The organism is Flavobacterium oreochromis (assembly GCF_019565455.1).
In the GTDB taxonomy this organism is placed as follows: domain Bacteria; phylum Bacteroidota; class Bacteroidia; order Flavobacteriales; family Flavobacteriaceae; genus Flavobacterium; species Flavobacterium oreochromis.
This window is the reverse complement of record NZ_CP067377.1, coordinates 2,457,838-2,483,456: the sequence shown is the minus strand read 5'-3', so window position 1 is coordinate 2,483,456 and position 25,619 is coordinate 2,457,838. Positions and strand designations below refer to the sequence as shown.

Annotated in this window: 20 protein-coding genes and 4 pseudogenes; 15 read left to right on the top strand and 9 right to left on the bottom strand. The window is 31.8% G+C overall.

The window, feature by feature from the left end; genetic code table 11:
* Positions 1–140: 140 nt before the first annotated feature.
* The 3 genes from JJC03_RS11890 to JJC03_RS11885 form a co-directional block, all read right to left on the bottom strand.
* Entirely contained in the window at positions 141–698 is a 558-nt protein-coding gene (locus tag JJC03_RS11890) for a hypothetical protein (RefSeq protein WP_235873363.1), read from the bottom strand.
* A 224-nt stretch (positions 699–922) separates the two neighbouring features.
* Complete coding sequence (locus tag JJC03_RS18025; RefSeq protein ID WP_258931876.1) at positions 923–1,270, bottom strand: S8 family serine peptidase; 348 nt, start codon at positions 1,268–1,270, stop codon at positions 923–925.
* Positions 1,240–2,433 (bottom strand): S8 family peptidase, encoded by a 1,194-nt coding sequence (locus JJC03_RS11885; protein ID WP_258931875.1) that lies wholly within the window; start codon positions 2,431–2,433, stop codon positions 1,240–1,242. Before JJC03_RS11885 ends, JJC03_RS18025 begins: the two co-directional genes overlap by 31 nt.
* A gap of 119 nt (positions 2,434–2,552) precedes the next feature.
* On the opposite strand from JJC03_RS11885, the gene smpB reads away from it, so the two are divergent.
* Entirely contained in the window at positions 2,553–3,008 is a 456-nt protein-coding gene (gene smpB / locus JJC03_RS11880; RefSeq protein WP_088399059.1) for an SsrA-binding protein SmpB, read from the top strand.
* A 7-nt stretch (positions 3,009–3,015) separates the two neighbouring features.
* Here the strand turns inward: smpB and JJC03_RS11875 are convergent, their stop codons facing one another.
* Positions 3,016–3,657: a protein-L-isoaspartate(D-aspartate) O-methyltransferase gene (locus JJC03_RS11875; protein WP_088399057.1), complete on the bottom strand. Its 642-nt coding sequence runs from the start codon at positions 3,655–3,657 to the stop codon at positions 3,016–3,018.
* Between the two features lie 173 nt (positions 3,658–3,830).
* Between JJC03_RS11875 and nadA the strand changes: the two genes are divergently transcribed.
* From nadA to JJC03_RS11815, 12 genes and pseudogenes are all read left to right on the top strand, one after another.
* Positions 3,831–4,769 (top strand): quinolinate synthase NadA, encoded by a 939-nt coding sequence (gene nadA / locus JJC03_RS11870; protein ID WP_235874382.1) that lies wholly within the window; start codon positions 3,831–3,833, stop codon positions 4,767–4,769.
* Entirely contained in the window at positions 4,766–6,346 is a 1,581-nt protein-coding gene (nadB, locus tag JJC03_RS11865; RefSeq protein WP_309597804.1) for an L-aspartate oxidase, read from the top strand. Before nadA ends, nadB begins: the two co-directional genes overlap by 4 nt.
* Before the next feature lie 52 nt (positions 6,347–6,398).
* Entirely contained in the window at positions 6,399–7,364 is a 966-nt protein-coding gene (locus tag JJC03_RS11860) for a Gfo/Idh/MocA family protein (protein ID WP_088399051.1), read from the top strand.
* A 724-nt stretch (positions 7,365–8,088) separates the two neighbouring features.
* Entirely contained in the window at positions 8,089–8,979 is an 891-nt protein-coding gene (locus tag JJC03_RS11855) for a 3-hydroxyacyl-CoA dehydrogenase family protein (protein ID WP_088399049.1), read from the top strand.
* An 82-nt stretch (positions 8,980–9,061) separates the two neighbouring features.
* A pseudogene (locus JJC03_RS11850) lies at positions 9,062–10,278 on the top strand (DUF1015 domain-containing protein).
* Positions 10,279–10,335: 57 nt separating this feature from the next.
* The gene (locus JJC03_RS11845) at positions 10,336–10,953 is read left to right on the top strand and encodes a hypothetical protein (protein WP_088444855.1); all 618 of its coding nucleotides are present in this window, start codon (positions 10,336–10,338) and stop codon (positions 10,951–10,953) included.
* 18 nt (positions 10,954–10,971) lie between these two features.
* A pseudogene (locus JJC03_RS11840) lies at positions 10,972–11,663 on the top strand (YggS family pyridoxal phosphate-dependent enzyme).
* A gap of 116 nt (positions 11,664–11,779) precedes the next feature.
* On the top strand, positions 11,780–12,148 hold the full coding sequence (locus tag JJC03_RS11835; RefSeq protein ID WP_088399040.1) for a four helix bundle protein: 369 nt from the start codon (positions 11,780–11,782) through the stop codon (positions 12,146–12,148).
* A 90-nt stretch (positions 12,149–12,238) separates the two neighbouring features.
* Positions 12,239–13,598 (top strand): annotated as a pseudogene (locus JJC03_RS11830) (exonuclease domain-containing protein).
* Positions 13,599–13,600: 2 nt separating this feature from the next.
* Positions 13,601–14,230 carry a CatB-related O-acetyltransferase gene (locus JJC03_RS11825; RefSeq protein WP_103715376.1) on the top strand — a complete coding sequence of 210 codons (630 nt, stop codon included), beginning with the start codon at positions 13,601–13,603 and terminating at the stop codon, positions 14,228–14,230.
* The gene (miaA, locus tag JJC03_RS11820) at positions 14,227–15,153 is read left to right on the top strand and encodes a tRNA (adenosine(37)-N6)-dimethylallyltransferase MiaA (protein ID WP_103715377.1); all 927 of its coding nucleotides are present in this window, start codon (positions 14,227–14,229) and stop codon (positions 15,151–15,153) included. The genes JJC03_RS11825 and miaA overlap by 4 nt, the downstream gene beginning before the upstream one ends.
* A 1-nt stretch (position 15,154) precedes the next feature.
* Positions 15,155–15,784 (top strand): acyl-[acyl-carrier-protein] thioesterase, encoded by a 630-nt coding sequence (locus tag JJC03_RS11815; RefSeq protein WP_309597649.1) that lies wholly within the window; start codon positions 15,155–15,157, stop codon positions 15,782–15,784.
* A gap of 139 nt (positions 15,785–15,923) precedes the next feature.
* On the opposite strand, the gene JJC03_RS11810 is transcribed toward JJC03_RS11815, so the two are convergent.
* The 5 genes from JJC03_RS11810 to JJC03_RS11795 form a co-directional block, all read right to left on the bottom strand.
* Positions 15,924–18,632: a DNA gyrase/topoisomerase IV subunit A gene (locus tag JJC03_RS11810; RefSeq protein ID WP_235873362.1), complete on the bottom strand. Its 2,709-nt coding sequence runs from the start codon at positions 18,630–18,632 to the stop codon at positions 15,924–15,926.
* A gap of 154 nt (positions 18,633–18,786) precedes the next feature.
* Positions 18,787–19,179: a GxxExxY protein gene (locus tag JJC03_RS11805; protein ID WP_258931873.1), complete on the bottom strand. Its 393-nt coding sequence runs from the start codon at positions 19,177–19,179 to the stop codon at positions 18,787–18,789.
* Between the two features lie 79 nt (positions 19,180–19,258).
* Positions 19,259–19,573, bottom strand: coding sequence for a PDDEXK nuclease domain-containing protein (locus JJC03_RS18020; protein WP_309597803.1), 315 nt, complete (start codon positions 19,571–19,573; stop codon positions 19,259–19,261).
* A gap of 43 nt (positions 19,574–19,616) precedes the next feature.
* Positions 19,617–20,339 (bottom strand): DUF1016 N-terminal domain-containing protein, encoded by a 723-nt coding sequence (locus JJC03_RS11800; RefSeq protein ID WP_258931871.1) that lies wholly within the window; start codon positions 20,337–20,339, stop codon positions 19,617–19,619.
* A gap of 39 nt (positions 20,340–20,378) precedes the next feature.
* Positions 20,379–22,241, bottom strand: a complete 1,863-nt coding sequence (locus tag JJC03_RS11795) for a DNA topoisomerase IV subunit B (protein ID WP_088399024.1) — start codon at positions 22,239–22,241, stop codon at positions 20,379–20,381.
* Between the two features lie 165 nt (positions 22,242–22,406).
* Between JJC03_RS11795 and JJC03_RS11790 the strand changes: the two are divergent.
* Positions 22,407–25,147: pseudogene (locus tag JJC03_RS11790) on the top strand (TonB-dependent receptor).
* A gap of 164 nt (positions 25,148–25,311) precedes the next feature.
* The gene (locus tag JJC03_RS18015) at positions 25,312–25,572 is read left to right on the top strand and encodes a methyltransferase (protein ID WP_258931869.1); all 261 of its coding nucleotides are present in this window, start codon (positions 25,312–25,314) and stop codon (positions 25,570–25,572) included.
* Positions 25,573–25,619: the final 47 nt, after the last annotated feature.

Sequence of the window (25,619 nt, the reverse complement as noted above, 5' to 3'; positions counted from 1 at the left end):
TTCGTTTTTTATGAGCAATAATAATTCATAAAAAACGAACCTTATTGGGTTTACCCCAGATTACGCATTAGAAGTTTATTACAGCTAAAAATGGCTTTGAATCTAACATAAAGGCATTTAATATGTATTCATTTCAATACTCATACATTTTCTAAAACCTTTACTGCTTCAAAAAAGTCAATATTTTTAACTTCTTCAAAGAAATCAATTTCGGTTTCATGAGGTAAAAAATCAGAGATAATCCGAATAATAATATCATGCTCTTTTTTTAAATACATGAATGTATAATCCTCCATATTTACAACTGTTTGAGGAGCTAAATTGGTCGTTCTAACAAATTTATCTGATGTTAGCGAACTTAAATTGGGCAAATTCGTTTTTGAGTTGGTCGCAATAGGTTTTCCATTTTCAAACAATCCTCCCTCATAACCATATAATGAGGCTGTTGTAATTTCGATAGGTTTACCCATACTAAGATAAGGTGGTAGTTCTCTTTCTTTTCCTACGACTGCGGCAAATCCCATTAATACACAAAGATCATGTTGTGGTAAATTCATCATTGTCTTGGCTGTACTTTCTCTTCCTATACCTGATACTATGACTTCAAAAATATGATTTGAGTTTTTATTTTTAGATAATGCCGCTACTACCTTTTCACGTTCAATATCCATTGGAGTAAGTATAATAATTTTTGACATTTTTCATCAAAATAAAGATGGCTAAGTTAAGTTTTTTTACTTTCAAATAAAAAATCTTACTCTTTATTGGTTATTATAAATTAAGATTGTCCAAAAAGTAAAGAATTTATCTGATTTAGTACTTCTAAATCAGCAGGTATAATAATCTGTACATTATTTTTTTGATAACTCAAAATGTTCTTCAATCTTTTTGGACAACTTATTATTTTTAAATAGGGTTATTATTATTGAACAGCTTTTAAAGCATCTGGCATGCCATAACCAAATTCTGGATGTTTATTCCCATAGAATTCTGAAGATTGTCGTAATTTGTTTAAAACTTGATCTCTAGTCCAGCTTGGATTCTTAGCCCATATTAATGTTGCAATACCAGCTGTAGCAGCTGTAGCAACAGAAGAACCTCCTACATAATCACCTTGTCCATCATAATAACTATTTACAGGTATTTTATTTCCTGTAGTACTTCTTTGCATCATAATGGCAAATTCAACTTTATTTCCAGTATGACAAATATCACAAGCCTGATAATTTGTTGCTTCTTTCAAACCTGTAACAGCAACTGTTTCAGCCATCCACGCTGGAAAAATAACTCCAACAGAGGATGTAAAATTAGTAGAAGTTCCAGCTGCACAAAAATTAGCTTCCCTTTACTATAGGCATATTTAATACCATCTTCAATTTTACTAGAAGATATAATATTTCCCATTGACATAGATATGACACGAACAGATGGATTATTTCCTAAATCTGTAAAAGCTTTTTTAACTCCTTCTAGTTCTTGATAACCATCTAGAACGACATTAGAAGCAGCTCTATAAGTGATTAAATTACAATTATATGCTACACCTACTGGCTGTCCTTTATCATTACGAGGAGAAGCTGCAACTGAAGACATACTAGTACCATGACCACATTTGTCATTTGCACCATCGTATCCTGTTGACCATGGCCAAATTGAATCTACATAAACCCCATATTTTTGAACTGTTCTTCCTGAAGAATATCCATTATTAAAATTAGAATTAAGTAATGTATTTACTGTAGAGGCTCCTGTATCTACAATTGCTAGAGTAACTCCTTTTCCTGTACTATATTCCCATGCAGAAGGTATATTATGAGTGTAAAATGCCCAAGGAACTTTTGCATTAGGAGTAATTGTTGTATAATCAGTAGAACTAACTGCTTCACTTTCTAATCCACATCCTGAAGAAGATGAAGAGTCTTTAGTAGCCTGACTTGATATTTCTTCTAATTTATAATCTCCAGGTTCTACATAACGTACATAACCTAATCTTTTTAAAGCTATAACAGTCTCTTGTTTTTCTATGTATACATCTATTAAATTTAAATAGGGATCTTCATTTAATAATATTTTTGCTATTTCTTTTTCTTCATATTTAGCTATAAGCTTTAATAACTGATCTTGAAGTTGTGCTTGATTTGATGTCTTCTTTCTATCAAAATCATTTTTATTATTACCAAAACCTATGGTGCAAATTTTATTTCCATTTTGAATAGCACTCCAAATTTCGTGTGCTGTTGCCATATTCCAATTAAATTGTTCTCCTGCTTTTACATGAAAAAGAACTTTACTATTGACTTCTCTATTTGATAAAGGTTCTTTTTGGTTTTCAGCTATTACAATTTTCTCTTGCTCAGACAAAGAATCATCATTAATACAAGAAGTAAAAGCCATAACAGATAAAAAACAAATTTTAATTAACTTTTTTTTCATTTTTAATATATTTTTTTGGTTTGTATTACGAATATAATAATTTAAAAATAAAAAAAACTAATTACTGTTTCTTATAAATTAATTTTAATCCTTGATAATTTTTATAAATTTGCAATCCTATGCAAAAAACAGTCAACATACTTAATAAAAGAGCTAAGTTCGATTATGAAATAATTGACAAATACACAGCTGGAATAGTATTAACCGGTACTGAAATCAAATCAATTCGATTAGGCAAGGCTTCAATTGCTGAGAGCTTTTGTGAATTTAACGGAAGTGAGTTATTTGTTATTAATTCTAATATTGAAGAATACGCCTTTGGAACACATTATAACCATAGAGCTAAAAGCGAACGAAAACTTCTTTTAAACAAGAAAGAATTAAAAGGACTTTTAAAAGATGTTCAAAATAAAGGACTAACGGTTATTCCTTTGCGATTGTTTACAAATGAAAAAGGCCTTGCTAAACTAGATATTGCCTTGTGTAGAGGAAAGAAAAATTACGATAAACGAGAAACTATTAAAGATCGTGACAATAAACGTGATTTAGATAGAATTAAAAAAGCCTATAAATAATTATAGGCTAATTTTTATCTTCTAAAAGTGGCACAAATCTAAAATCACCAAATTCATGTTTTTCAAATTGAGTTTCATTTTTACGAATTAACATCGTCATTATTTGAACATTTTCACCAACCGGAATAATTAAACGACCTCCAATTTTTAATTGTGCCATTAGTGGTTGAGGTATATAAGGAGCTCCTGCTGTAACAATAATCCCATCAAAAGGAGCAAAATTAGGCAACCCTTTATAACCATCTCCAAACGTTAAATGCTTTGGTAATATCCCTAGCTTAGGTAATAACAACGAAGTTGTTCTATATAGCTCATTTTGTCTTTCTACGGAATACACCTTTGCCCCCATTGCACACAAAACAGCTGTTTGATATCCACTCCCCGTTCCTATTTCTAGTATTTTATCATGCTTTTTAACCTGAAGAAGTTCCGATTGAAAAGCAACAGTATAAGGCTGTGAAATAGTTTGACCAGCTCCAATAGGGAAAGCCTTATCTTGATAAGCGAAATCTTCAAAACTAGAATTCAAAAAAAGATGCCTTGGAATTTTTCTAATAGCTTCTAACACATTTCGATCAGTAATCCCTTTTTGCTCTAAAAGGCTTACTAACTGATTTCTAAGTCCTTGATGTTTGGGTAAATCTCTCATAATAGTTCGGTAAAATTAAGATAAAATTCACACTTAACAAAACCTGATTTTCTTATAAAACTAACAATTATCATATTTTAATTTTGATCTACTATCTAGTTTTGTGCAAACTTTTTAGGTATGAACAATTTAGAAATTGCAAAAAAGATATAATTAAAAATGGATTTTTAAAAATTGAAAATAAAAATGTCAATTATATTGACGAAATCAACAGATTGCGTAAAGAAAAAAATGCAGTTATTCTAGCTCATTATTATCAACGTCCAGAAATACAAGATATAGCTGATTTTGTAGGAGACAGTTTAGCTCTAGCACAAAAAGCAGCTGAAACAACTGCTGATTTAATCGTCTTTGCAGGGGTTCATTTTATGGCAGAAACAGCTAAAATATTAAACCCAACTAAAAAAGTGGTACTACCTGATCTAAAAGCAGGCTGTTCATTAGCCGACTCATGCCCTGCCTCAGACTTTCAAACTTTTATAAACAAACACCCTAATCATACAGTAGTTTCTTATGTAAACACCTCTGCCGAAATCAAAGCTCTAACAGATATTGTTTGCACCTCATCAAATGCTGAAAAGATCATTAACTCAATCCCTCTTGAAAAACCTATAATTTTTGCTCCTGACAAAAATCTTGGATCTTATTTAATACAAAAAACAGGACGTGATATGTTACTTTGGGATGGGGCTTGTTTAGTACATGAAGCATTTTCTATTGATAAAATTATAGACTTATATCAAAAAAATCCTGATGCAGAAATTATAGCACATCCTGAATCACAAGCACACATTTTAAAGATAGCTAAATATATTGGTTCAACTGCTGGCTTATTAAATTATGTAAAAACAACAGATGCTAAAAAATTCATTGTAGCAACTGAAGTGGGAATTCTACACAAAATGCAACAAGAAGTCCCTCATAAAATTTTTATTGCAGCTCCAGCTAATGATGATAACTGTAATTGCAGCGAATGTGCGTTTATGAAATTAAATACCTTAGAAAAATTATATCTATGTATGAAATACGAATTACCTAACATAGAAATAAATGAAAGTTTAAGAAAAAAAGCAGTAAAATCCATTAATGCAATGTTAGAAATTTCTAAATAAATGAGCATCACAAAAACCGATATTTTAATTTTAGGTTCTGGAGTAGCAGGCTTGTCTACAGCTATCAAATTAGCAAAAGAACTCCCCCAAAAAAAAAAATTATTGTTGCAACGAAAGATAATAAAGACGAATCCAACACTAAATACGCCCAAGGTGGAATTGCCGCTGTATGGGACGAAGAAGATTCTTTTGAAAGTCATATAGAAGACACCTTAAAAGCTGGCGATTACGAAAATGACTTAAACACAGTAACCTTAGTAGTTGAAAACGCTCCTATTCGATTACACGAATTAATACAGTGGGGAGCTGATTTTGACCTAAATAAAGACAACCAATATGACTTAGGAAAAGAAGGAGGACACTCTGCTAACCGAATTTTACACCACAAAGATATTACTGGCTATGAAATTCAAATGACTTTAATAAAACAAATTGAAAATCTACCCAATATTGAATTTCTCCCCTATCATTTTGCTATCGAGTTAATTACAGAACATCATTTCACCAATAAAAAAATAGAAATAGGGCAAGATGATATACATTGTTATGGAGCTTATATTTTAAATGAAAAAACTAGTGTAATCAATACTTTTTTAGCTCATAAAACAATTTTAGCTACAGGAGGTTCGGGGCAAACTTATGCCACTACCACTAACCCAGTCATTGCTACTGGCGATGGAGTAGGCATGGCATTTAGAGCCAAAGCAGTCATTGAAGACATGCAATACATACAATTTCATCCAACAGCGTTGTATGAACCTGGCAAAAGTCCAGCTTTCTTAATTTCTGAAGCCGTTCGCGGATTTGGTGCTCATTTACGCAATAAATCAGGAGAACGCTTTATGCTTCGCTATGATAAAAGAGCTGAACTAGCTTCACGTGATATTGTTTCTCGTGCCATTAACATGGAAATTAATACCTCGGGAAGCGAATGTGTATACTTAGATTGCACACATTTAAATCAAGAAGATTTCTACAAACATTTTCCCAACATTGTTGAAAAATGCAAAAGCATAGGAATAAACGTAGCTAAAGATTTTATTCCCGTTTTGCCAGCTATGCATTATATGTGCGGAGGCATCAAAGTAAACAAACTTGGTCATACTTCTATTCATAATTTATATGCTAATGGGGAAGTTGCAAAAACAGGACTTCATGGCGCTAATCGACTAGCCTCAAACTCTCTTTTAGAAGCTTTAGTTTTTGGACATATCATCGCAAAAGATATTCTTCTAAACATAACTGATTTAGAAAAACATTTCCCTGAAATACCAGAATGGAATACAGAAGGGACGGTTGATCCAAAAGAATTAATTCTTATTTCACACAACAAAAAATCTGTTCAAAATATCATGAATGATCTTGTTGGAATTGTTCGATCAAACCAACGACTAGAACGCGCTTTAGACCATTTAAATTATCTTTATGAAGATACTGAAAAATTATTTAAAAAAGTAACCATATCCCCACAAATTTGTGAATTAAGAAATATCAATGCTACTGCATATCTAATTGTAAAACATTCAATAGAAACTTCAAAAAATAAAGGTGCATTTTATAACTTAGATTTGAATTGATTTTTAAATAATTTTTCGAATAAATGATTTACATTTGTTCAAATTCTTAATTATGCTAAAAGTAGGCGTTTTAGGTGCTGGTCACCTTGGAAAAATACATTTACGATTACTTAATCAATCTAAAAAATACCAATTAGTAGGATTTTATGACCCTTTTGAAGATAATGCTAACAAAGTAGCAGCTGAATTTGGTTATAAAAAATTCAATACTATTGCTGATTTAATACAAGCTGTAGACGTTATAGATATTGTAACTCCCACGCTACAACATTTTGAATGCGCTAAACAGGCTATTGAAGCTGGGAAGCATATTTTTATAGAAAAGCCGATTGCAACCACAGTTGAAGAAGCAGAAGCTATTATGACTTTGGCAAAAAAATATAATGTACAAGGGCAAGTAGGACATGTAGAACGTTTTAACCCTGCTTTTAAAGCTATAAAAGATAAAATTAGCAACCCAATGTTTATCGAAACACATCGTTTAGCTGAATTCAACCCTCGCGGAACAGATGTACCTGTAGTTTTAGACTTAATGATTCACGATATTGATGCGATTCTAAGTGTAGTAAAATCAAAAGTAAAATCAATCAATGCAAGTAGTGTCGCTGTAATCTCTGATTCGCCTGATATCACCAATGCCCGTATCGAATTTGAAAATGGTTGTGTTGCCAACATTACTTCAAGCCGAATTTCGATGAAGAATATGCGAAAATCACGTTTCTTCCAGAAAGATGCTTACATATCGGTAGATTATCTTGATAAAGTTTGTGAAGTAGTTCGTATGAAAGATGCTCCGGAAACTCCTGGTGATTTTGATATGATTCTTCAAAATGCCGAAGGTGTAAAAAAACAAATCTATTTTGATAATCCTAGTGTACATCCTAACAATGCTATTTTAGATGAGTTAGAATCATTTGCTGATGCTATCCTTTACAATACCACGCCTATAGTAACTTTAGAAGATGGAACAGAAGCATTACGCGTTGCATATCAGATAATTGAATGTATTGAAAAGTAAAACAAAACGCTAAAATCATTTTATTTATACAAAAAATCAAAAATCTAACTACATCCGCAAAAGACAGCACATTTCATACAATTAATTATCAACAAACTTTATTAAATTAACATCTTGAGAAAAACAGTTTAACCAAGAGAAACAAAACAAAGACCAAGCTTATTATAGTAATTATTTAATAAAACACCTAGCATATGGCAATAGGTTTCCTAATAAAGAACTTTTTCGATATGGATAATTTTATCGTCCTTCCAAAAATTATGGATTCACCACATACATAATTCAGTTTGGACATATTACCCCTTTCTATCATTAAATAAATATTTAGGAAGAATATTAAAACTTTTAAATTAAAGAATAATGAAAAGGATAAGCCCAATAATACTATCAACATCTTTTTCTTATATTTTGTTAAAAATAGACAAAAAATATCAATAATTTTATTTAAGCTAGATATATTCAAAAAGGCAATAACATCTATTATAAAAACGTATTGAAAAGTTTAGTAAAGAAGACTATACCTATTATGAAAACGAAAATTTAAAAAGACAATTACACAATCACAAATAGAAACTCTTCTGGAGTTTAAAATCAATATAATCTTGATAGAACAAAAAATTAGATCTCCATTTTGAAAATGGAAAAATTACAAATAAAATAAAAACATTAATTTAATCCCTACCCCCTAGTAGGATAGTCCCATTCGGGATTTAGGGGCTACTAAATGAAAACAATTGCAGTTATAGGTGCTGGAACTATGGGTAACGGAATTGCCCACACGTTTGCACAAAGCGGGTTTACCGTAAAATTAATAGACATTTCAGAAAAGTCTTTAGAAAAAGGTATGGCAACTATTGCAACCAACCTTGATCGTATGGTAGCGAAAGGAACTATCACAGAAGAAGACAAACATAACACAATTAGTAATATCATTACTTATACTGATATTAAAGATGGTGTAGTGGGTTGTGATTTAGTAGTTGAAGCTGCTACTGAAAACGTACAATTAAAATTAAATATCTTCAAACAATTAAGCGAAGTTTGTGGACACAATGTAATTTTAGCAACTAATACTTCTTCTATTTCAATCACTCAAATTGCTGCTCAAGTCGTACATCCTGAACGTGTAATTGGAATGCACTTTATGAATCCTGTACCAATTATGAAATTAGTTGAAATCATACGTGGTTACAGTACTTCCAATGAAGTAACTAAAATCATCATGGATTTATCAGTTACTTTAGGAAAAGTACCAACAGAGGTTAACGATTATCCAGGATTTGTAGCAAATCGTATTCTAATGCCAATGATTAATGAAGCAATCGAAACTTTATACAATGGTGTAGGTGGTGTATACGAAATTGATACTGTTATGAAATTAGGAATGGCACACCCTATGGGGCCTTTACAATTAGCAGACTTCATTGGTTTAGATGTATGCTTATCCATCCTAAACGTTATGTACGACGGATTCAAAAACCCTAAATATGCTCCATGTCCATTATTAGTAAATATGGTAATGGCTGGTAAATTAGGTGTAAAATCAGGTGAAGGCTTTTATGACTATTCTGAAAGCAAAAAAGCAGAGAAAGTTTCATCTCAATTTATTAAATAATTAAAAAGTACTTAGTCCCTTGTCTTCAACTATCAGAAAAAATCTATGTACTCAAGACTAGGGACTGTGCACTAAATAAACAATGGCAAAAATTATCCCCTTTAAAGCAGTTCGTCCTACTCCAGATAAAGTAGCATTAGTAACGTGTAAAACATATGATGAATATTCTCCTGCTGAATTAGCTGCATCATTGGACTTTAATCCATACTCCTTCTTACATGTTATTAATCCCGCCTACACTCATTCTCAAAAAATCACTACAGACAAACGTTTTAAAGGAGTTACACACAAATACAATGATTTCAAAAAGAAAACATTCTCTTTCAAGAAGACAATCCCTTATTTTATCTTTATGAAATTCAAACAAAATCAAACACTTTTACAGGTATAGTGGCGGGAGCTTCTATTGAAGATTATCAAAAAAATATTATCAAAAAACACGAAGACACCTTACAATACCGCGTAGAACTTTTTAAAGATTATTTACATCAAACAGGATTTAATACAGAACCTGTTTTGATAACCTATCCTGATAATACTGAAATCAACACCTTTATTCATATTCATAAAAAGAACCGTCCTATTTATGAATTTGCAACACCTAACAAAGAAAAACATACACTTTGGAAAATAGATACAGAAACCGAAATTAACCTTTTGATTGAACATTTCGAAACTATTCCAAATTTATATATTGCAGATGGCCATCATCGTTCAGCTTCAGCAGAATTATTATACAAGCAAGACAAGCATTTGGGGAATCCAAATTTAAATTATTTTATGAGTTTTTTAATTGCCGAAAGTAATGTCAAAATTTATGAATTTAACCGTGTAGTTCGTGATTTAAATGGTCATAACAAAGAAGAATTCATAAAACTTTTATCCGAAAACTTTGTTATTAAAGATAAGAAACGTGAGTTATGGCAACCCAAATATAAATACGAATTTGGGATGTATCTAGATGAATGTTTTTATGCCTTAGAATACAAACACAAAGATAAAATAAAAGGTATTTTAGAAAATCTAGATGCTCAAATTTTATACGACACAGTTCTTCACCCTATTTTAGGATTAGAAGACTTACGTAATGATGAACGCATTGATTACATCCCAGGCAAACAAGCCATTTTACACATGAAAGAAATGATAGACGAAGGTGAATTTGAAGTTGGCTTCTTACTCTACCCTTCTGACATCAACGAAATAAAACTATTAGCCGACAATAACTTGATTATGCCTCCAAAAAGTACTTACATCGAACCGAAGTTTAGGAGTGGACTTTTAGTGTATGAACTATAAGTCATTGAGAGGAACAAAGCAATTTTTTAATGATTAATGATTGATAATTAACATTTTTTGATTGCAGAAGTTTATACACAAACTTGTCATTTCGATGAAGGAGAAATCTCATTATATATGAAAAAACAATATATTTTTTTAATAATATTCTTTACAATAATAATTTCAATTATTGTATATAAATATGAAATTTTAAAAAGTATTGATCCTACTTTATTAACTCTTTTTTCTGGAGGAATTGGATTTATTATATCAAAGTTTATTGAAAATTTAAAAGAAAGTAAACAAAGAATATATGAACAAAAAAGAGTTTATTATAATGAACTTATTAAACCTTTTAGAGATATTCTTAAAAATACAAAATTAAAAACATCAACTGACAATAAATTAAATGATAAACAAATTTCAAATGCTATGGACTCTGCATTTGATAATATCCTATATGCTTCCGATGAAGTAATTTTAAAATATGGAAATTTCAGAAATAGTAGTCAAAATAATGACACAAATATTTATAGAACACTAAAACTTTTCGCAGAACTATTATTGGCTATGAGAAAAGATTTAGGCAATAATTTCACTAATTTAGATGAAGTAGAAATATTAAGAATGTTTATAAATATGACAAAAGAAGAAGAATCATTCTATAGGAATGAATTTAAAAAAATAAAATAAGAATCTAAATCTCTTATAATGTCAATCGCAAATAACCTCAACAACATAAAATCAACCCTACCACCACACGTAACTCTGGTAGCGGTTTCTAAAACTAAACCTGTAAGTGATTTACTAGAAGCTTACAATGCGGGTCAACGTATTTTTGGTGAAAATTATGTACAAGAATTAGTTGAAAAACAACCACAACTACCAGCTGATACTGAATGGCATTTTATTGGGCATTTACAATCTAGAAAAGTAAAACTAATTGCACCATTTGTGAGTTTAATTCATGGAGTAGACAGCTTGAAACTACTTCAAGAAATCAACAAACAAGCAGAGAAAAACAATCGTGTCATAAATTGCTTACTCCAAGTATTTATTGCTGAGGAAGAAAGTAAATTTGGTTTAGATGAAAAGGAGTTGGAAGAGATTCTTCACTTCGTTCAGACTCGAGGCAAAGCCGAACAGAGCGAAGCTAATGACAATTCTTTAAATAATATAAAAATCGTAGGTTTTATGGGAATGGCAACCTTTACCGATGACCTTAACCAAATCAAAAAGAATTCCTGAAATTGAAATCGATTTTTGATAAGTATAAAGAACTAAAAACTGCCAACTGCCAACTGAACACTTTATCAATGGGAATGTCTGGCGACTATCAACTAGCAATTGAATGCGGAAGCACAATGATTCGGATAGGAAGTAGTATATTTGGAACGAGATAAATTTCAAAAATCAATTTCAATCTCAAAAATCAATTTCAATCTCAAAAATCAATTTCAATCTCAAAAAACAACTTCAATTTCAAAAATCAATTTCAATCTCAAAAAACAATAAAAACATGAGTGAAAAGAATCCATTTGAAGAAAAAATTTTCAATTTTGATGATCGATTGATACGTTTTGCAGGAGAATGTATTTTCTTTACAAGAAGTTTAGAAAAATCTTTTGAGAATGAATATTACAAAAATCAATTAATCCGTTCATCTGGCAGCTCTTCTTTAAATTTTGGTGAATCTCTTGGCACAAATTCTGACAAAGATTTACTATTTAAGCTCACATTAGTTGCAAAAGAATTAAAAGAATCCAGAAATTCACTAAAAATATTGAATTACATCAATGAAGGAGATCAAAATTTTAGAATTTCTCTTTTAAAAGAAGTAGAAGAATTAATAGCAATTACTTCAAAAATGATTATCAACAAAAAATAGTTTCCAAGCTAAATTTGAAATTGTTTTTTGAAATTGTTTTTTGAAATTGTTTTTTGAAGTTGTTTTTTGAAATTGAATATTGCCATTAAAATGTACTGCATACTCGACATAGAAACCACAGGCGGTCAATACAACGAAGAAGGTATTACCGAGATAGCCATCTATAAATTTGATGGTCACGAACTCGTAGACCAATTTATCAGCCTTGTAAATCCCGAGATTCCTATCCAACCCTTCGTGGTAAAGCTAACCGGGATTAATAATGGCATGTTGCATAGTGCTCCTAAATTTTATGAAATTGCAAAACGCATCATCGAAATTACAGAAGGATGTATAATTGTAGCTCACAATGCTGCATTTGATTATAGAGTAATTAAAACCGAATTCAGACGCTTGGGGTATGATTTTAAAAAACAAACCCTGTGCACGGTTGAATTAGCAAAAAAATTAATCCCAGATCAACCGTCTTATAGTTTAGGAAAACTAGTTCGCAGTTTAGGAATTCCTGTTGCCGACCGCCATAGAGCCAGTGGTGATGCCATGGCTACTGTTAAACTTTTTAAATTACTACTCTCTAAAGACTCCGAAAAAGAAATTGTAAAAAGCTTTATAAAAACCGAAATCAAATCTGGTGTAGCGCCTAAATTATTAGATTTATTAGATAAAGTCCCTAGTCAAACAGGCATTTATTACATCCATAACGAAAAAGGGGAAATCATTTACATTGGTAAGAGTAAAAACATCAAAAAAAGAGTTAACCAACATTTTACAGGGACTTCTCGAAAAAGTAAAAAGATTCAGCGTGACGTATTTACTGTTACTTTTGAAGAAACGGGAAGCGAATTGATTGCGCTTTTAAAAGAAAGCGAGGAGATAAAAATCAACAAACCAATTTATAATCGAGCACAACGCAAGACTCTTTTCCCTTTTGCTCTATATAGTGAAAAGGATCAAAATGGTTATTTGGCTTTGAAAGTTTTAAAAGCGGATGGTCGTAAAAAGAAATCACTTCTTTTGCAAATGCACAAGAAGGTAAAAATGCACTTTTTAAGATTACAGAAAAGTACCAACTTTGCCAAAAATAAATGGTTTATACGACACCAAAAAAGCTTGTTTTCAATATGAAATCAAACAATGCAATGGAGCCTGTATAAACCAAGAAAATCCAAAAGATTATAATGCTCGCGTGGTAGATTTTATCAATCAACATCAATTCTATAACCAAAACATGGTTATTATAGACAAAGGTCGGAGCCTTGAAGAAAGAAGTGCTATTTTAATTGAAAATGGTATCTACAAAGGCTATTGTTTTTATGATTTGAACTATCAAATCAATACCATTGAAATCCTGAAAAACATCATTATCCCTATGCAAAGCAATAGAGATACTCGAAATATCATTCAGAGTTTTATTAATAAAAAAAAGTATTTAAAGATTAAACGATTTTAATTTTGAACATCCCAAACAAAGAAACTATATTCCCTTTGGAAAACTACAATAGATTGTGTTTTCTAAAAAACATCATTAAAAACCCAAATATCATCGTGGGTGATTATACATATTATGATGATTTTGAAGATGTAGCTAATTTTGAAAAAAATGTAAAATACCATTTCGATTTTAATAATGACAAATTGATCATTGGTAAATTTTGCATGATTGCCTCTGGAGTAAAATTTATCATGAATGGTGCTAATCATTTAACTGAAGCAATTTCGGCCTATCCTTTTGCAATTTTCGGACACGATTGGCAAAACGCAATGGAAGGTAAATCTTATCCAATAAAAGGTGATATTATTATTGGGAATGATGTGTGGATTGGTCATAACGTGACCATTATGGCGGGTGTAACTATAGGTGACGGCGCCATTATAGCAACCAATAGTACGGTAACTAAGGATGTTGCGCCGTATAGCATTGTTGGTGGAAATCCTGCACAACTTATTCGTAAACGTTTTTCAGAAGAAATCATTGCTGAATTACTCCGTATTGAATGGTGGCATTGGGATATTGAAAAAATCACTCAAAATGTCCAATTGCTAACAAGCAATGCTATTGAAAAATTAAAAACTATTAAATGAGTCACAATTATCTTATAACGATTATCGGTCCAACTGCCATAGGAAAAACAGCCTTAAGTATTAAACTGGCACAACATTTTGGTTGCGATATTATTTCGTGTGATAGTCGACAATTTTTTAAAGAAATGACTATAGGGACAGCTGTTCCTAATCAGGAGGAATTGGCTGCTGCTCGTCATCATTTTATTCAAAACAAATCTATTTTTGAAAACTATTCGGTAGGTGATTTTGAAATTGAAGCTTTAGCCCATTTGGATGCATTATTTCAAAAAAATCCCATACAAATTATGGTCGGCGGAAGCGGATTGTATGTAGATGCCGTTTTAAAAGGTTTTGATGATTTTCCTGAAATAGCTAATTCCGTAAGGGATGAAATCAATAAAAAATACGATGAATTGGGGATTGAGTTTTTACAAAAAAAATTAAAAGAATTAGATCCAATTTATTATTCAAAAATAGAAGCTGAAAACCCACAGACTTTAGTCAATCCGCAACGCATGAAACGTTTTGTGGAAGTTTGTTTGGGGTCAGAAAAACCGTATTCAAGCTTCTTAGGTAAACGTAAAAACGAGCGTAATTTTACTCCTATCATAATAGGTTTAGAAGCCGATAGAGAACTGATGTACGAACGTATTAACAAACGAGTGGATATTATGATAGCAGAAGGACTCGTTAAAGAAGCACAAATTTTATATCCTAATAAAGAGTTAAATGCCTTACAAACGGTAGGCTATCGTGAATTATTTGATTATCTTAGCGGAGTAACTTCTTTGGAATTTGCCATCGAACAAATTAAAATGAATACGCGTCGATTTGCTAAACGTCAGATGACCTGGTTCAAAAGAACTGAAAATACTAATTGGTTTAATCATCTAACTGATTCCAATAAAATTATCACTCTTATTAATTCAAAATTTATATAAAATGCCTATTTCTCCTGATTTCTCTCCCATCTTTGAAGAAAATCATAAAATCAACTTTTTACATTGTACCCCTAATGGTATCCTTAAATATACTGATTTGTGTAATCTTTTCCAATTAACGGCTAGTTCTCATGCTGAATTAGGAGGATTTAGTCATGCTGATATGCAAATTTTTAATCAAGCTTGGGTATTAAGTAGGATGAAAGTTGAAATTATAGATTTACCTAAATGGCAAGATGAAGTAACAGTCAAAACTTGGATTAAATCTTTAGAAGGTTATCAATCTGTTCGATGCTTAGAAATGTATCTTAATGAAAAAAAAATTATTGGTTGTGAAACTTTTTGGGTAGTGATTAATACAAATACTCGTAGACCTGAAAATTTGGCTATACCTTATGATCATTTTACTTTCTTTCCTAATAATCATGCAACAAGTATTAGCACTCACAGAATTAATATTCCCGAAAATCCAGTAAAACTAAGTGAAAAAACCATAAAACTTTCTGACATTGACATAGTTAACCATGCTAACAATGTAAAATATCTAGAATGGTCTTTAGATGAGATAGAACCTGAAATTATTTTAGAACAAAAGATTAAATCTTTTTCAATTAATTTTTACAAGAAGTAAATCTTCAAGATAAAATTCAAATTAATCATCAAGAAGATAAAGAAAGCATCAAGTTTTCAATAACAAAAAATAATAAAACTTGTTATGCTCTAGAATTACACTTAACTGCATAAAAAAGGGAAGTTTGGTTTCCCTTTTTTTATGAATCTAAACTTAACGTTATTTGTCCATCATCTTCTAATTTAATGTTATAATTTTTAATATCCTCTCCTTCCCCCGATTCTATTTCTTCTTTTAGAATTTCTTCTGGATTTACTTCAATTGGCTCTTCATAAGGAAGTGGCTCCAGCATATTAATCTGTTTGATTTTATCAGTTGTTAATTGGTTACCTAACGCTTTAATTCCTTTTACAGCAATAAACTCTTCTAGATTAACAGTCTGATTTTCTTTTTGAACTCCACCTTTTTTAGCAAAAATAACTTCTGCCATAGGTCGCCAATCAGTAGAGACTATTTCTAATTGTGATTTTTCATGCTCGGAAATAAAAAGTTCTTCTTTATTTTCATGTTCAACTAAGAAGCGTTTTACAAAATAACGTTCTTTTTCCCCATCGTAATAAATAGCAGAAATAGGCTTTTGAGGATGCCATTTTTCTAAGACTATCATATCATCCTCAAAGTGAGTAGTTAATTCAGGAATAACCGTTTTCAACTTTCCATTTTGTCCAATAATAAGCAAACGGTCATTTGGCTTAAATTCTCCTAATAATTCACCTCTTCCATCTACATTCAAACGTTGAACGGTATCATCAAACCAAATTCTTCTTGGTCGCAAAGTAGAAATACCCCTTTCTTTTAACTCTATTTTTTTAATAGGATATTTTGCAACAGTATTCCCTTTAGAAGCCCTTCCTTTTATCATAATATCAGCAAAGTCTATATCCCACTTCAATTTTTTAACGCTTCCTACTTGGCGTAATAAAATGGTTACCGTTTCGGCTTCTCCATTAGGGTTTGCTGAAAAATATAATACTTGTGAACCTGTTTTTTCTTGCGTCAAATCATACTCCTTATCACGGGTTACACCTGAAACATTAAAACGTTTGATAAAAGAAGGTCCTGATTTACCATCACGGTAAATCATATTATAAATCGTGCGTTTATCATTTTTATCAAATACTGCTATATGAATAATATCCTTTCCTACGAATTTTTTCTCATCTACTTTAGTGACAATCATCTTACCATTACGCAAGAAACAAATCACATCATCAATATCTGAACAATCGGCTACATACTCATCTTTTTTCAACGAAGTCCCTAGAAAACCTTCTTCACGATTCACATATAATTTTGTGTTACGTAAAACTACTTTCGTAGCTTCGATATTCTCGAAATTTCTAATTTCTGTTTGGCGTTCACGTCCTTTTCCATATTTCTCTTTCAATCGCGTAAAGAAATCAATCGCAAATTGTGTCAAATGCTCCAAATGATGTTTTACTTGAGCAATTTCATCTTCTAATTTTGCAATTAATTCATCCGCCTTATCCGAGTCAAAACGCGTGATACGAATCATTGGAATTTGCGTTAACTTTTGCAAATCCTCATCGACTATCTCACGTACCAATAGCTTTTTGAAAGGTTCGAAACGTGTATACATATATTGATACAACGATTCCTTATCAGCATATAGTTTGAAATCGATATACATTTCTTCGCGAATGAAGATTTTTTCCAACGTTGAAAAATGCCATTTGGTTTCTAATTCTCCCAGTTGCACTTCCAATTCCTGACGCAACAAATCCACAGTACGATGTGTAGAAATACGCAACATTTCAGAAACCCCAATAAATAATGGCTTATTATCTTCAATCACACAACCTAAAGGTGAAATAGAAGTTTCACAAGCTGTAAACGCATAAAGTGCATCAATGGTTTTATCAGGAGAAACACCGGGTGGCAGATGAATTAAAATTTCTACTTCAGCCGCGGTATTATCTTCAATTTTTTTGATTTTGATTTTCCCTTTATCATTGGCTTTCAAAATACTATCGATCAAAGAAGTCGTATTAGTTGAAAAAGGAATCTGCGTTATAACCAAACTTTGTTTATCCAATTGCGAAATTTTGGCACGCACACGCACACGCCCGCCACGCAAACCATCATTGTAATTAGAAACATCGGCAATACCCGCTGTTGGAAAATCAGGATATAAGGTAAAAGCTTTCCCCTTTAAAATTTTGATAGAAGCATCAATCAGTTCGTTAAAGTTGTGCGGTAATATCTTGGTGGATAAACCTACAGCAATCCCTTCTCCACCTTGTGCCAATAACAATGGGAATTTTACAGGCAGATTGATAGGTTCTGGACGACGACCATCGTAGGACAATCCCCATTCGGTAATTTTAGGAGAATATAATACTTCAAGGGCAAATTTACTTAAACGCGCTTCGATATAACGAGATGCCGCTGCTCCGTCACCCGTTAGAATATTTCCCCAGTTTCCTTGCGTATCAATTAATAAGTCTTTTTGACCAATTTGCACCATAGCATCACCTATACTGGCATCACCATGAGGGTGATACTGCATGGTGTGACCTACCACATTAGCCACTTTATTATAACGCCCGTCATCCAATTCTTTCATGGAGTGCATAATGCGTCGTTGCACGGGTTTAAAGCCATCCTCTATAGCAGGAACCGCACGCTCAAGAATTACGTATGAAGCATAATCCAAAAACCAATCTTTATACATTCCTGTAACCTTGGTTATGGTTGCTTCTGGATCTTCGTCGTGTTGGTAAAAATGTTCACCCTCAAAATATTTTCCTTCTGAAGTGTTTTCTTCTGAATGGTTTTCTTCTTGAGGGGTTAATTCTTCTTCTATATTTTCGTTTTCTTCGCTCATAATTTAGGTTCACAAAGTTTCACCAAGTTTAACACAAAGTCACACTATGTTTATATTATTAATTTATTTTTTATATCACAATGTTTCACTAAGTATTTCACAAAGTTTCACAATGTAAAAACTTCTTTGAGTTTGTAACATTGTCACATTATGTTTAAATTATTAATCTTTTAATTCCGTCTTTTAATGATTTTTTATAAAAGTTTAAAAGTAAACCCAACTTACAATCTGCCAATCGCATATAGGTTAAACATTGAGCTGTATGTTCAATTGTAAAATCTTCCACTACTTTTAATTCTATAATTACTTTATCGTTCACAATTATATCAACTCTATAACCACAATCAAATTTTATATCTTCATAAACAACAGGAAAACCTTTTTCTTGTTTAACATTTAAACCGTATTTTTGCAATTCATAAGCTAAACATTCTCTATACACTTTTTCTAACAATCCTGAACCCAGTTTTGTGTGAACTTTATATGCACAGTCTAAAATTATTTTACTTATTTCGTTTTCTTCTTGCATATTCGTATTTTGTTTCACTAAGTTTTCCACAAAGTTTCACAATGTAAAAACTTCTTTGACTTTGTGAACAAACTTTGAGTGACTTTGTGAACCTTTTTTACAATATTATCTTTTTAAATTCTTCAACTGTTGGTAACACTGTTTTGTATTTGCTAGCAAAAATTTGTTCATTTTCTTTTGGCAATGAATATTCTACTAACAAATCACTTTTATTTTGACAAAGGATGATTCCTATGGTTAGATTTTCATCTTCCAAACGCATTTCTCTATCATAATAGTTGACATACATTTGCATTTGCCCTAAATCTTGATGTTTTAACTCACCTATTTTCAAATCAATGAGTACAAAACATTTTAAAATTCGGTTATAAAAAACCAAATCGATATAAAAATGCTTGTCATCAAAAGTGATTCTTTTTGACGAGCTACAAAGGTAAATCCGTGCCCCAATTCCATCAAAAAGATTCTAATTTATCTATGATTTCAGTTTCTAAATCTTCTTCAGAATACTGTGCTTTTTCAGGCAAACCTAAAAACTCCAATATGTATGGATCTTTGATTAAATCTTTTGGTTTTTCTATAATTTGTCCTACTTGAGCTAATTTTAAAACCTCTTCTTTATTTCTGCTTAATGACAATCTTGTGAATAATGCCGAATTGTATTGTCTTTTCAATTCTCGAACACTCCAGTTATATTTTACAGACTCGATTTCGTAGAAATTGCGTTCTAACTTATCATCAATTGAACTTAGAAGAATATAGTGTGACCAAGAAAGTTTGAATTCCGCAGACAGTGTCTGCGTTTTTGTATCAACTCCAAAAATCCGAGACAGTGTCTCGTAATTTTGATTTTCGAATTCCGCAGTGAGTGACTGCGGAATTGTATATGTTTGATAAAACTTACGCATTTGTTCTAGATTACGAACGCTAAATCCTTTTCCAAATTCGTTGGTAAGTTTTTCTGATAAAGATTGAATTAAATATTTACCATATTCCGCTCTATTTTCTCCTTTTTGTTCTTGCTCTACAATTCTTCTGCCTATTTCAAAATACGTAAGTACTAATGTTTGATTAACTGAACGAAGAATGTGCTGCTGGGAATTCTTAACAATAGTAATAACCTCTTGAAAGAAAGTCCCTTCAAGATTATTTAGATTATTATTACTTATTTTTCCCATTTTAATTTAATCTGCTTACTGTCGTTTGCTTACAGAACACTAACTCGTCAACTCCTCCACTGTATCCAACTCCACTTTCAAATTATTGATGATAAACTCTTGTCTGTCAGGTGTGTTTTTACCCATATAGAACTCCAATAATTTTTCGATAGAAGTTGCTTTGTCTAACATTACTGGATCTAAACGTATGTCTTCTCCAATGAAATGTTTGAACTCATCTGGTGAGATTTCTCCCAATCCTTTGAATCGCGTGATTTCAGGTTTTGGTTTTAATTTTTCAATGGCGTTTCGTCTTTCGTCATCACTGTAACAATAAATAGTTTCTTTCTTGTTACGGACACGGAATAACGGTGTTTGTAAGATATATAAATGTCCTTCTTTAATAATTTCAGGAAAGAATTGTAAAAAGAAAGTAATCAACAACAATCGAATATGCATCCCATCCACATCGGCATCGGTAGCAATGACAATATTGTTGTAACGCAAGTCTTCCATACTTTCTTCAATATTCAAAGCCGCTTGAAGTAAGTTGAACTCCTCGTTTTCATACACAATCTTCTTAGTCATTCCGTAAGTATTCAATGGCTTACCACGCAAACTAAATACTGCTTGTGTATTCACATCTCGAGATTTAGTAATAGACCCCGAAGCCGAGTCTCCCTCAGTAATAAACAAGGTGCTCTCTAAACTTCTTGAATTTTTTGCATCAGTTAAATGTACACGACAATCACGTAATTTTCTATTGTGCAAACTCGCTTTTTTAGCACGCTCTTTAGCCAACTTACGAATTCCTGAAAGTTCTTTACGTTCGCGTTCTGCTTGCAAAATTTTACGAAGTAGCAAATCAGCTACTTCAGGATTTTTATGTAAAAAATTATCTAAATTGGTTTTGATGAAATCATTCACATACGTTCGAACCGTAGGTGAATTAGGCCCCATTTCCGTTGATCCTAATTTGGTTTTCGTTTGCGATTCAAAAACGGGTTCTTCTACCTTAATAGAAATAGCCGAAACTATTGACTTACGGATATCCGAAGCTTCAAAATTTTTGTTATAAAATTCTTTAATCGTTCTTACAATCGCTTCGCGGAAAGCTCCTAAGTGTGTTCCTCCTTGAGTAGTATTTTGACCGTTAACAAATGAATAATATTCTTCGGAATATTGGGTTTTACTATGGGTCATCGCAATTTCTATATCATCACCTGTAAGATGAATAATAGGATATTGCATATCTTCTTCGGTGATGGTTTCTTCTAATAAATCCTTTAAACCATTTTCAGAAAAAAACTTTTCACCATTATATACTATTGTTAATCCTTTATTCAGATAACAATAATTCTTTAACATTCGAACTATATACTCGTTACGATATTTATAATGCTTAAAGATACTATCATCGGCAATAAAGCTTACCTTAGTCCCCTTACGCTTAGTGGTTTCTATTACGTCTTCTTCTAAAGTCAATGTACCCGCAGAAAATTCGGCTGCTTTCTGTTGATTATCACGAACCGATTCAACTCTAAAAAAGGTAGATAGTGCATTTACTGCTTTAGTACCCACCCCATTTAACCCAACGGATTTCTTGAAGGCTTTAGAGTCATATTTCCCACCAGTATTCATTTTAGACACTACATCTACCACCTTTCCCAGCGGAATACCACGACCATAATCTCTAACGGTAACCATCTTATCTTTTAAAGTTACCTCTATAGTTTTACCAGCCCCCATAACAAACTCATCGATACAGTTATCAAGGACTTCTTTTACCAAAATATAAATACCATCATCAGGTGATGATCCATCCCCTAACTTTCCAATATACATCCCAGGTCGCATACGGATATGTTCTCTCCAATCGAGAGAACGTATATTATCTTCGGTGTATTGATTTTGTTCAAACATATGTAAAAAATCGATTGGGTGCTAAGATACTTGAAAAGTATGGAAAAAGAAAACAAAATAACCAATTAACAAAAAGAGACAAACAAGATAAAAAAAAATAAATATAATTTTATATTTAACATTTTTTTAGATATTTGATAAAACAATAACCTAAAAAAAATAAATATGAAAAAAATTCATTGCTTATTATTACTAATAACAACCTGGACAGGTTTAGCTCAAAACCTCGTAAAAGGATCTATTAAAGACACAGGAGGCTTAGGAATCCCAGGAGTAAATATTATTGCCAACAGTGCAAATTCTACAACATCTGATTTTGATGGTAGTTTTACTATAAAATTAAATCCTGGAAAACATACTTTAAAATTCAATTACATGGGCTACAAAACAGAAGTCCGAGAAGTTGAAATAAAAGATCAAAATATTGAATTAAATATAGTCCTTCAAGAAGAAAACAAAAGCTTAGATGAAGTAGTCGTAGTAGGAACAAGAACTGCTCCAAGAAGCAACACCACTACTCCACTCCCAGTAGATTTATTATCATCTAAAGAACTAGCTTCAACAGGACAAGCAACCTTTGACAAAGCATTACAATACAGAATTCCTTCTTTCAATACCGTTCAAACACCTGTAAATGATGCTACATCTTTACTAGACCCCTACGAAATACGAAACATGGGACCAAGTCGTACTTTAATTTTAATAAATGGGAAACGTAAAAACATGAGTTCCTTATTATACACACAAACCTCTCCAGGACGTGGTGAAACAGGAGCTGATATATCAGCAATACCTCAAGACGCTATTGAAAGAGTTGAAATTCTAAGGGATGGCGCTTCTGCTCAATATGGTTCTGATGCCATTGCTGGGGTTATGAATATTATATTAAAAAACAATCCAAACTCAGGGTCTAGCACTTTTAGAACAGGAATTACAGGCAAAGGAGATGGAAAAATGATTGGAGTAAGCCTTAACAATGGTACAACTGCATTTAATGAAAAAGGATTCATAAATTATACACTAGATTTTTCTAAAGTAACTTTAGCTAATAGACCTGGCACAGTTGATGCGCAAGGAGAAGCAAAAGATTTTTCAGCAAACATAAATGACGTTCAAGATTTCTTAAATAGACATCCAGATGCAGGAAATATAAATGGATCACCAGCTACAGCCACAGCTAAATTTGAAATTAATGGAGGTGTAGAAGTATCTGAAACTTCAAAATTATATTTTAACGGTGCTTATGTATACAAAAAAGTAAATTCATTTGCTAACTATAGAACACCTTATTGGAGATCATTATCAGACTACCCTTTCCTTAATAAACTATTTCCTGGGAATGGTAAAAACGGATATGATGGCTACATTCCTACTTTTGAAGGAGACCTAAATGATTACAATGCAACTTTAGGATTAAAATCTACAAAAACGGATGGAATACAGATTTAAGTATTACTTTTGGAGGTAATGCTCAAGAATACACAGTAAACAATTCATTTAATCGCTCTAGTTCTGTAACATTTGAAATTGATCCAGCTACAGGATTACCTAAAAAAGACATCAATGGCAACCCAATTAAAAACAATTTATACTTAGAAAACAGCCCAATCTCTTTCAAACCTGGAGGAACTAAATTTGACCATATAGTAGGTAATATCGATATAAACAAAAACCTAACTAATAAAATTAGCTTTGCTGTAGGTACAGAATTCAGAACCGAAAACTTCACAATAGTAGAAGGAGATAAAGCCTCATGGGATGGAATGGGAGCTGATTCATTTGCAGGTAATAGACCAGAAAACTCAGGCAAATTTAACAGATACAATATTGGGGGATATATAGCTACTACCATTGATTTCACCAAAGACTTCTTAATAGATGCTACACTAAGAGGAGAAAATTATAGTGACTTTGGAACTACCTATGTAGGTAAACTAAGTGGAAGATACAAATTTTTAAATGATAAGATTACCCTAAGAACTTCAATATCATCTGGCTTTAGAGCCCCTTCATTACATCAAATTTATACTCAAAAATCACAATATAGCTTTTTCCCAGGACAAGGAGTTTTAGTAAGTGGATTAGTTAACAATGTATCTCCTCAAGCTCGTCAAATGGGAATTGATAAGTTAAAAGCTGAAAAATCTGAAAACTACACAATCGGATTAGGTTTCAAACCAACAAAAAATATTACACTAACATTAGATTACTATCACATCAATGTTTATGACAGAATTGTCTTAAGTGACGAAATTAAAGATGTAATAGTTGACGGAAAAAATCTTGGAACACTATCATTCTTTACTAATGCTTTAAATACTAAGACAAGAGGTATTGATGTAGTTGCGGGTATACGAAATATAAAAGTAGGAAATGGAGACTTAGGATTTAATCTATCTGGTAATTATACATTTGAAAACTGGAACACCAATCAAATTCCTGTAAAATTTGGAAAAGAACTAATAGACGCTACGCAACAACATTTATTATTCACTTCTCGTCCTAAAACTAAATGGATCCTAGGAACCACTTATGACATAGGAAAATTTGGAATTTCCCTAAACAATACTTTATTCGGAAAAACAGTATTCAAACAAACTGGATTAGATTCTGACTTAAGAACTGAATTCAAACCAAAAGTAGTAACAGACTTAGGTATAAATTTCAACGCAACAAATAAACTTACTATTGCATTAAACATTAACAACATATTAAATATTTTACCTAGATGGGATTTCAAAGCTGAGAATTCAGCAGGTGAAGCTAAGCTAACAGACCCTAACTTTGTAAAAAATCAATCAAACCTAATTACTTTTAATCAGCGTTATTCACAAATGACATACGACGGATATCATTTCAGTCAGTTAGGAACTATGTTTAATCTATCTTTAAACTACAAATTCTAATATACAAGAGGCTGTCCAAAAAGTCAATCTTGTCATTTCGATCAAAGAAAGAAATCACATAGCACTAATTATGAAACTCCTCCTTACGTCGAAGTAACAAGCTGTGTGTTGATTTTTTACTTTTAGGACAGCCTCTTTTTCATTTTCATTTAAACAATTTTTATATGATTTCACTATACCAAGGAGAAATGGCTGAAATTTATGACATCATGTATCAAAGTTTTATCAATTATAATGAAGAATATATTTTTTACAAAAAAATACTCGATCAATACAATTGTCATAATACTTTAGAAATTGGTGCTGGAACTGGCCATCTTGCCAATCAATTCATACTAGACAACTTTAACTACATAGGATTAGACTACAGTTCTGATATGTTGAATAAAGCAAAAAAAAAGATGTCCAAAAGCAAAATTCATTAATGCAGATATGAGATCTTTCAACCTTGAAAAAGACTAGATTCCATCAT

Bases quoted from the DNA above. Each gene is read 5' to 3' on its own strand.
- JJC03_RS11890 (WP_235873363.1), bottom strand. From the start codon at position 698: ATGTCAAAAATTATTATACTTACTCCAATGGATATTGAACGTGAAAAG.
- JJC03_RS18025 (WP_258931876.1), bottom strand. From the start codon at position 1,270: ATGGCTGAAACAGTTGCTGTTACAGGTTTGAAAGAAGCAACAAATTAT.
- JJC03_RS11885 (WP_258931875.1), bottom strand. From the start codon at position 2,433: ATGAAAAAAAAGTTAATTAAAATTTGTTTTTTATCTGTTATGGCTTTT.
- smpB (WP_088399059.1), top strand. From the start codon at position 2,553: ATGCAAAAAACAGTCAACATACTTAATAAAAGAGCTAAGTTCGATTAT.
- JJC03_RS11875 (WP_088399057.1), bottom strand. From the start codon at position 3,657: ATGAGAGATTTACCCAAACATCAAGGACTTAGAAATCAGTTAGTAAGC.
- JJC03_RS11860 (WP_088399051.1), top strand. From the start codon at position 6,399: ATGCTAAAAGTAGGCGTTTTAGGTGCTGGTCACCTTGGAAAAATACAT.
- JJC03_RS11855 (WP_088399049.1), top strand. From the start codon at position 8,089: ATGAAAACAATTGCAGTTATAGGTGCTGGAACTATGGGTAACGGAATT.
- JJC03_RS11835 (WP_088399040.1), top strand. From the start codon at position 11,780: ATGAGTGAAAAGAATCCATTTGAAGAAAAAATTTTCAATTTTGATGAT.
- miaA (WP_103715377.1), top strand. From the start codon at position 14,227: ATGAGTCACAATTATCTTATAACGATTATCGGTCCAACTGCCATAGGA.
- JJC03_RS11815 (WP_309597649.1), top strand. From the start codon at position 15,155: ATGCCTATTTCTCCTGATTTCTCTCCCATCTTTGAAGAAAATCATAAA.
- JJC03_RS11810 (WP_235873362.1), bottom strand. From the start codon at position 18,632: ATGAGCGAAGAAAACGAAAATATAGAAGAAGAATTAACCCCTCAAGAA.
- JJC03_RS11800 (WP_258931871.1), bottom strand. From the start codon at position 20,339: ATGGGAAAAATAAGTAATAATAATCTAAATAATCTTGAAGGGACTTTC.
- JJC03_RS11795 (WP_088399024.1), bottom strand. From the start codon at position 22,241: ATGTTTGAACAAAATCAATACACCGAAGATAATATACGTTCTCTCGAT.
- JJC03_RS18015 (WP_258931869.1), top strand. From the start codon at position 25,312: ATGATTTCACTATACCAAGGAGAAATGGCTGAAATTTATGACATCATG.